The following is a 5,721-nucleotide window of genomic DNA, read 5'->3' as shown; positions in this document are numbered from 1 at the left end:
GCGATAAAAAACCCAATGGTAATCATGTAGACATAGGTGATGTCTTGCATCCAAACCACGGGAGTTCGCCCGATGAGCACGTCGCGAAGTGTTCCACCGCCCACTGCGGTTACAAACGCAATGATGTAGACTCCAAACGGGTCTAGTTTTTTGTTAAATGCTGTGAGCACGCCTGAAATGGCAAATGCTATGGTTCCTATAATATCGAGCAGGTGAAACATTGAAGTGGGTAGATTAGAAAAAATTGATATTGCCTTGTCATTTACATGTTTTGGGTGTAATAATTATAATCTTTTAAAACGGTTCGGATAAAGTCGGTGTCATTGCCTGAAATGTTCTTTATGCCGGTGACTTCTTCAATTTTTGTTCGCAATTTGATTAGTGTAGCAAAGTCTCGTTTGATATGTGCTACCGCAAAGGTTTCTTTAATGATTCTGGCATCATTATCACTTAATTTTATTACTAACGGATAGGTGGGCACATAGGCCTGGTCGATTTCTTCTAAAATGGTATGGTTAATGTTGATGTTGTTTTTTAGACTAATGACTGCCGTTCCCGCAGTCATATCGCCTAATCGTTGTGTTTTGCTGCTAGTGATCATGGCAATTAATCCGATGACTCCACTACTTAAATTAACATCAATGATTCGAAACAACCACCGCATCAAATAATCGCCAAAAGAGGCTTGGTAGCCATCAATTTTTACTACTTTGATTTTTATTAATCGCTTTCCGATGGTTTGCCCTTCTAATAAACTCTCGAGGGTGAGCGAATAGAAAATAACGGGAGAATAAAACATGACCACTAAGCCGTAATACGACCAATCGTCTAACCCGGTCATGCCTTGGTTGATGCCTAAGGCATAAAAAAAGATACCCCACACCACGACCACGTAAGCTCCTTTTATCAGTAAATCAACAACATAAGCTAACATCCTGTCGGCTACGGTTGCTGCTGTAAAATTAATATTCACATTTTGTGTTGTTGTAATCGATAATTCTGACATATTTTATATTTTAGCAATCTATGAGAGAAGTCGCCTTCATAAAACAAAATAAAGAAAAATGGCTTGAATTTGAACAAGCTATTTTTGGTAAAGCTAAAAAAAATCCTGATGAAATGGCTAGTTTATATATCCATTTAGTCAACGATTTATCGTATGCTCAAACTTATTACCCTAAAAGTAAGACGGTTGTGTACTTAAATTACCTTGCTTCTCAAATTTATCAGAAGATTTATAAGACCAAACGAACCGAACAAAACAGAATAATCTATTTCTTTTCAGAGGAAGTTCCGTTGATTGTGTATCATTATCGGCGGTATTTAGTGTATGCTTTTGTTTTATTTTTTCTCTGCACCGGCATTGGGGTTTTGTCTGCCCGCTATGATTTAGACTTTGTTCGTTTGATTTTAGGGGATGATTATGTAAACATGACGCTGGAAAACATCAAAGAAGGTAATCCGGTGGCGGTTTATAAAAGCGGGAGCAACTGGGGAGGATTTATTGCCATCACGATGAACAACCTTTATGTGGGTGCTCAGTGTTTTATTTGGGGGATTTTTTTAGGCATCGGAACGTTTTACATCATGCTTCAAAACTGTATCATGCTGGGTTCTTTTCAATATTTCTTTTATCAGGAAGGTGTTTTTTGGGAAAGCGTTCAGGGAATTTGGATTCACGGTTCGATGGAGATTTTTGCCATTGTGATTGAAACGGCTGCCGGATTTATTCTTGGGGTTTCTATCCTATTTCCTAAAACCTACTCGCGGATGAATTCTTTTAAGATTGGATTTAAAGACAGTTTAAAAATATTTTTGAGCACGATTCCTTTTACGATTGCCGCCGGCTTTTTAGAAGGTTTTGTAACCCGTTATGCACTTGAAATGCCCAAGTGGCTGAATGTTGTGATTATTTTGGGAACGTTAAGTCTTATTTCCTTTTATTTTTTACTGTTTCCATTTATTGTGCATCGAAAAAAGAATATCAACATTCCAACAATTTAAACTATGCTACACCTATTCAAGAAAAGAACTTTTAGCGAATATATCGGCGATACGTTTGCTTTTTTTAAAGAAAACGGAAAACATTTTTTTAAACACTATTTCATCATCAACGGTGGATTATTGTTGCTTTTATTGGTGCTTTCCTATTTTATTTTTAAAGTTTATTTTGAAGTTCTTTTTTCCTCCATCGGTACGAATGCTCCCAACTTTTTAGAAGATTATTTCAACAACAATATTGCGTTGATTATCGGCGTGTTTCTATTTTTTTTAATCGTCATTCTTTTTGTTTCGCTCGTCAATTACGCTTTCCCGATTATCTATTTGCAATTGTATGAAAAACACAAAGGCTGTAATTTTGAAACGCTTGACCTTATAAAAGCAATGAAAGCTAAAATCGGCAAGATCATTCTGTTTTTCTTAGCCTTGGTAGGATTGAGTTTAACCGCCGGACTACTATTGATAGCGATTGTTTTTGCTTTGTTTTTTGTTATCATCGGAATTCCGATTGCCATTATTGGAATTCCGGCTCTTATGGCTTGGGTTCAACTCAGTTTTTATGAATACCTCAACGAAGACATGGGCATTTTAGAAGCTTATGGAAAAGGATTTGATAAACTGAAACAACACTTTTGGCCCATCGTTGGTTCAACCCTAATTATGTATATGATTATTCAAACGATAGCGACTGTTTTTATTGCTATTCCCTACATTATTGGCGTGATTGATATGGTGACCAACATTGAAAACCAACAAACCGATGCCGATGCTTTTTCTTTCTTTTCCATCATGATGGTTATTGTGATGTGCATCAGTATTTTGGTGAGCTATATTCTAAACAACATTATGATTATTAATGGCGGAATTATTTATTACAGCTTACGGGATCAAAATGAAAACATAACGACTTTAAGCGACATAGACCAAATTGGTACCCCAAGTGAATAAACTTCTTTACATAGCTTTTTTATTAACTTGGATGACGGCTTCATCGCAAGATAGTCTTGTGGTAGATACCACAACGGTTGCGAAAATTATTTTCACTGAAAAGGATATTCAAATAGATTCCCTATCGATGGAAGCCAGAAGTTTCGAAACCACCATTAAAGAAAAATATAAAAGCGATGAATTTGTTTATGAACAAAAAGTGAGCAAAGAAAACTGGTGGAGCCGATTTAAAGAATGGCTTTCCGACTTTTTCCGTCGTTTGTTTAATTTCAGCAGTGATGACGTTTCCATGAAGTTTGTGGAAGTTTTGATTAAGGTGTTGGCCGTTTTACTTATTGTTTTTGTGATTTACCTCATCGTTAAAGCCATTATGAATGGTGAAGGGCAATGGATTTTTGGAAAATCATCTGATAAAAAAGTAATTCACCATGAAGATGTAGAAAAAAACATTCATTTAATTGATTTTGAAAAGCTAATTAAAGATACCTTAAAATCAGGCGAAAAGCGATTGAGCATTCGCTATTATTACCTTTGGCTATTGAAAAAGATGGCTGAAAAGAACATCATTGAATGGGATGTTGAAAAAACAAATACCGATTATTTATATGAAATAAAAGAGGAGACTTTCAAAACTAAGTTTGCCTATGTTTCTTATCTATATAATTATAGTTGGTATGGTGAATTTGAGCTGGATGAAGAAACCTTTTTGAAAGCTAAAGCCGCTTTTGAAAAAACAATACACTCCATTTAGATGAATAAAACACTGAAAATATATATTGGTATTTTAGTGGCACTCATGGTGCTTATCGTTTTTGTGGATGCTAATCGACCGAAACCGATTAATTGGACTCCAAGCTTTGATGTGAATTCAAAAATTCCGTTTGGATTATATGTTTTTAATGAAGAAAAAGATACTTATTTTAAAGGCGATACTATTCAAACCATTCAATCAACGCCTTATGAGTTTTTAGATGCGTTTTATGATTATGATACGTTAGTGGATACTTATACCACCAATGGAACTTTTTTAGCGATTGATTCCGACTATACTATTGACGAAACTTCTACTGAAGAGTTATTGCTGTTTGTGAGCCACGGAAACGATGCTTTTTTGAGCATGAACACTTTTTCAACTACATTAGAGGATTCGTTGGGCTTTAGTTATTCCAACCTGTATTTTCAAGAGCAACTTGAAGTGAGCCTAGCTAATCCATCGCTTAGTAAAAAGTCATTTGAAATGAAAATGGGCGTAAACGGATATCATTTTACTTCATTTGACACATTAAAAACAACTGTTTTAGGTTATCAGAAAATTGATAAAAAAACACAAGTTAATTTTATAAAAGTGCCTTACGGTAAAGGGAATTTCTACTTGCATTTGCAGCCCTTTGCGTTTACCAACTATTATTTATTGAAAAATAAAAATGTAGAATATGCTGAAAAAGTATTGTCCTATATTCCGAAAGGAAATCTATTTTGGTATCCGAATCAGCAGTATAAATCAGGTATTTCCAGTTCTCCGTTGCGGTTTATTTTAAGTCAGGAGGGGTTGCGATGGGCATGGTATTTATTTTTAATCGGAATGATTATCTTTATGATTTTCAATGCTAAACGGAAACAACGTATCATTCCAATAATTAAACCCTTGACAAATACAACCGTTGATTTTACTAAAACCATTGGAAATCTGTATTTTCAGGAAGGAAATCATGACACCATCATGGAAAAGAAGATTATCTACTTTTTAGAAAAAATCAGGCAAGATTATTTACTGGATACACAAAACCTTGATGATGATTTCATCAAAAAATTACATCAAAAATCAGGAAAAGACATTGCCTTAATTGAAAATGTAGTAATGCTGATTAAACGGCAACGAAAAACATTTAAAAGCACCGAAGCCGAGTTAATAGAATTGAATGCTGTCATAGAGAAAGTTTTAGAAACAAAAAAATAACAACAAGTATAATAACACACACTAATGGAAGAAAATATAAATCCCACGCCACCGGAAGACAACGTAAACTTTGAATCCCGAATTGATTTGAAACCGCTTCAAGATAGTATTCAAGCCATCAAACAGGAACTTAATTCCGTGATTGTAGGCCAACACAAAATGATAGACCAATTGCTTGTGGCAATTTTATCCAATGGTCATGTGTTGCTGGAAGGTGTTCCCGGGGTAGCCAAAACGATTACAGCAAAATTGCTGGCCAAAACATTAAGCATCGGTTTTAGCCGCATACAATTTACGCCGGATTTAATGCCATCCGATATTTTAGGAACTTCTGTTTTCGACTTAAAGAAATCGGAGTTTGAATTTAAAAAAGGGCCCATCTTTTCCAACCTGATTTTGATTGACGAAATCAATCGGGCTCCAGCCAAAACACAAGCCGCTCTTTTTGAAGTAATGGAAGAACGTCAAATTACGTTAGACGGAACAACCTATCAAATGACCGCTCCTTTTTTAGTGATTGCCACCCAAAACCCAATTGAACAGGAAGGAACTTATCGTTTACCTGAAGCTCAGTTGGACCGATTTCTATTTAAAATCAACATTGATTATCCCAAATTAGACGAAGAAATCACCATCCTTCAAAAAGAACATGCGTTGTTGAGCAATAATAAATTAGACCATATTAAAACACACCTTACCGCTACCGATATTCAACATTATCAAGAGCTGGTGAAGCAGGTTCTGGTTGAACCAAACCTACTAGAATACATCGCTAAATTAGTGGTCAACACACGTGAAAATGGTTTCCTTTATTT

7 protein-coding genes are annotated in these 5,721 nt (G+C 35.4%); 5 read left to right on the top strand and 2 right to left on the bottom strand.

The features are described 5' to 3' along the window. Positions 1–221 (bottom strand): trimeric intracellular cation channel family protein (locus ACIQ2Z_RS12400; protein ID WP_396184480.1); only part of this gene is annotated, 221 nt, incomplete at its 3' end. A gap of 41 nt (positions 222–262) precedes the next feature. Next, on the bottom strand, positions 263–1,006 hold the full coding sequence (locus tag ACIQ2Z_RS12395; RefSeq protein WP_396184479.1) for an RDD family protein: 744 nt from the start codon (positions 1,004–1,006) through the stop codon (positions 263–265). Between the two features lie 20 nt (positions 1,007–1,026). Between ACIQ2Z_RS12395 and ACIQ2Z_RS12390 the strand changes: the two genes are divergently transcribed. The 5 genes from ACIQ2Z_RS12390 to ACIQ2Z_RS12370 form a co-directional block, all read left to right on the top strand. After that, a complete protein-coding gene (locus tag ACIQ2Z_RS12390) occupies positions 1,027–2,004 on the top strand; it encodes a stage II sporulation protein M (protein WP_396184478.1) in 978 nt (325 codons plus the stop codon). A gap of 3 nt (positions 2,005–2,007) precedes the next feature. Then, the gene (locus ACIQ2Z_RS12385) at positions 2,008–2,949 is read left to right on the top strand and encodes a hypothetical protein (protein ID WP_396184477.1); all 942 of its coding nucleotides are present in this window, start codon (positions 2,008–2,010) and stop codon (positions 2,947–2,949) included. Beyond that, positions 2,942–3,700 (top strand): DUF4129 domain-containing protein, encoded by a 759-nt coding sequence (locus ACIQ2Z_RS12380; protein ID WP_396184476.1) that lies wholly within the window; start codon positions 2,942–2,944, stop codon positions 3,698–3,700. The genes ACIQ2Z_RS12385 and ACIQ2Z_RS12380 overlap by 8 nt, the downstream gene beginning before the upstream one ends. Further along, a complete protein-coding gene (locus ACIQ2Z_RS12375; RefSeq protein ID WP_396184475.1) occupies positions 3,701–4,906 on the top strand; it encodes a DUF4350 domain-containing protein in 1,206 nt (401 codons plus the stop codon). Positions 4,907–4,930: 24 nt separating this feature from the next. Beyond that, on the top strand, positions 4,931–5,721 hold a 791-nt coding region (locus tag ACIQ2Z_RS12370), incomplete at its 3' end, for an AAA family ATPase (protein ID WP_396184474.1).

It is taken from the genome of Flavobacterium sp., from assembly GCF_044361015.1.
Classification (GTDB): domain Bacteria; phylum Bacteroidota; class Bacteroidia; order Flavobacteriales; family Flavobacteriaceae; genus Flavobacterium.
Note: the sequence above shows the minus strand (reverse complement) of the source record. Positions and strands in the feature narration are given on the sequence as shown.

Coding starts and splice junctions, on each gene's coding strand:
- ACIQ2Z_RS12395 (WP_396184479.1), bottom strand. CDS start 1,006: ATGTCAGAATTATCGATTACAACAACACAAAATGTGAATATTAATTTT.
- ACIQ2Z_RS12390 (WP_396184478.1), top strand. CDS start 1,027: ATGAGAGAAGTCGCCTTCATAAAACAAAATAAAGAAAAATGGCTTGAA.
- ACIQ2Z_RS12385 (WP_396184477.1), top strand. CDS start 2,008: ATGCTACACCTATTCAAGAAAAGAACTTTTAGCGAATATATCGGCGAT.
- ACIQ2Z_RS12375 (WP_396184475.1), top strand. CDS start 3,701: ATGAATAAAACACTGAAAATATATATTGGTATTTTAGTGGCACTCATG.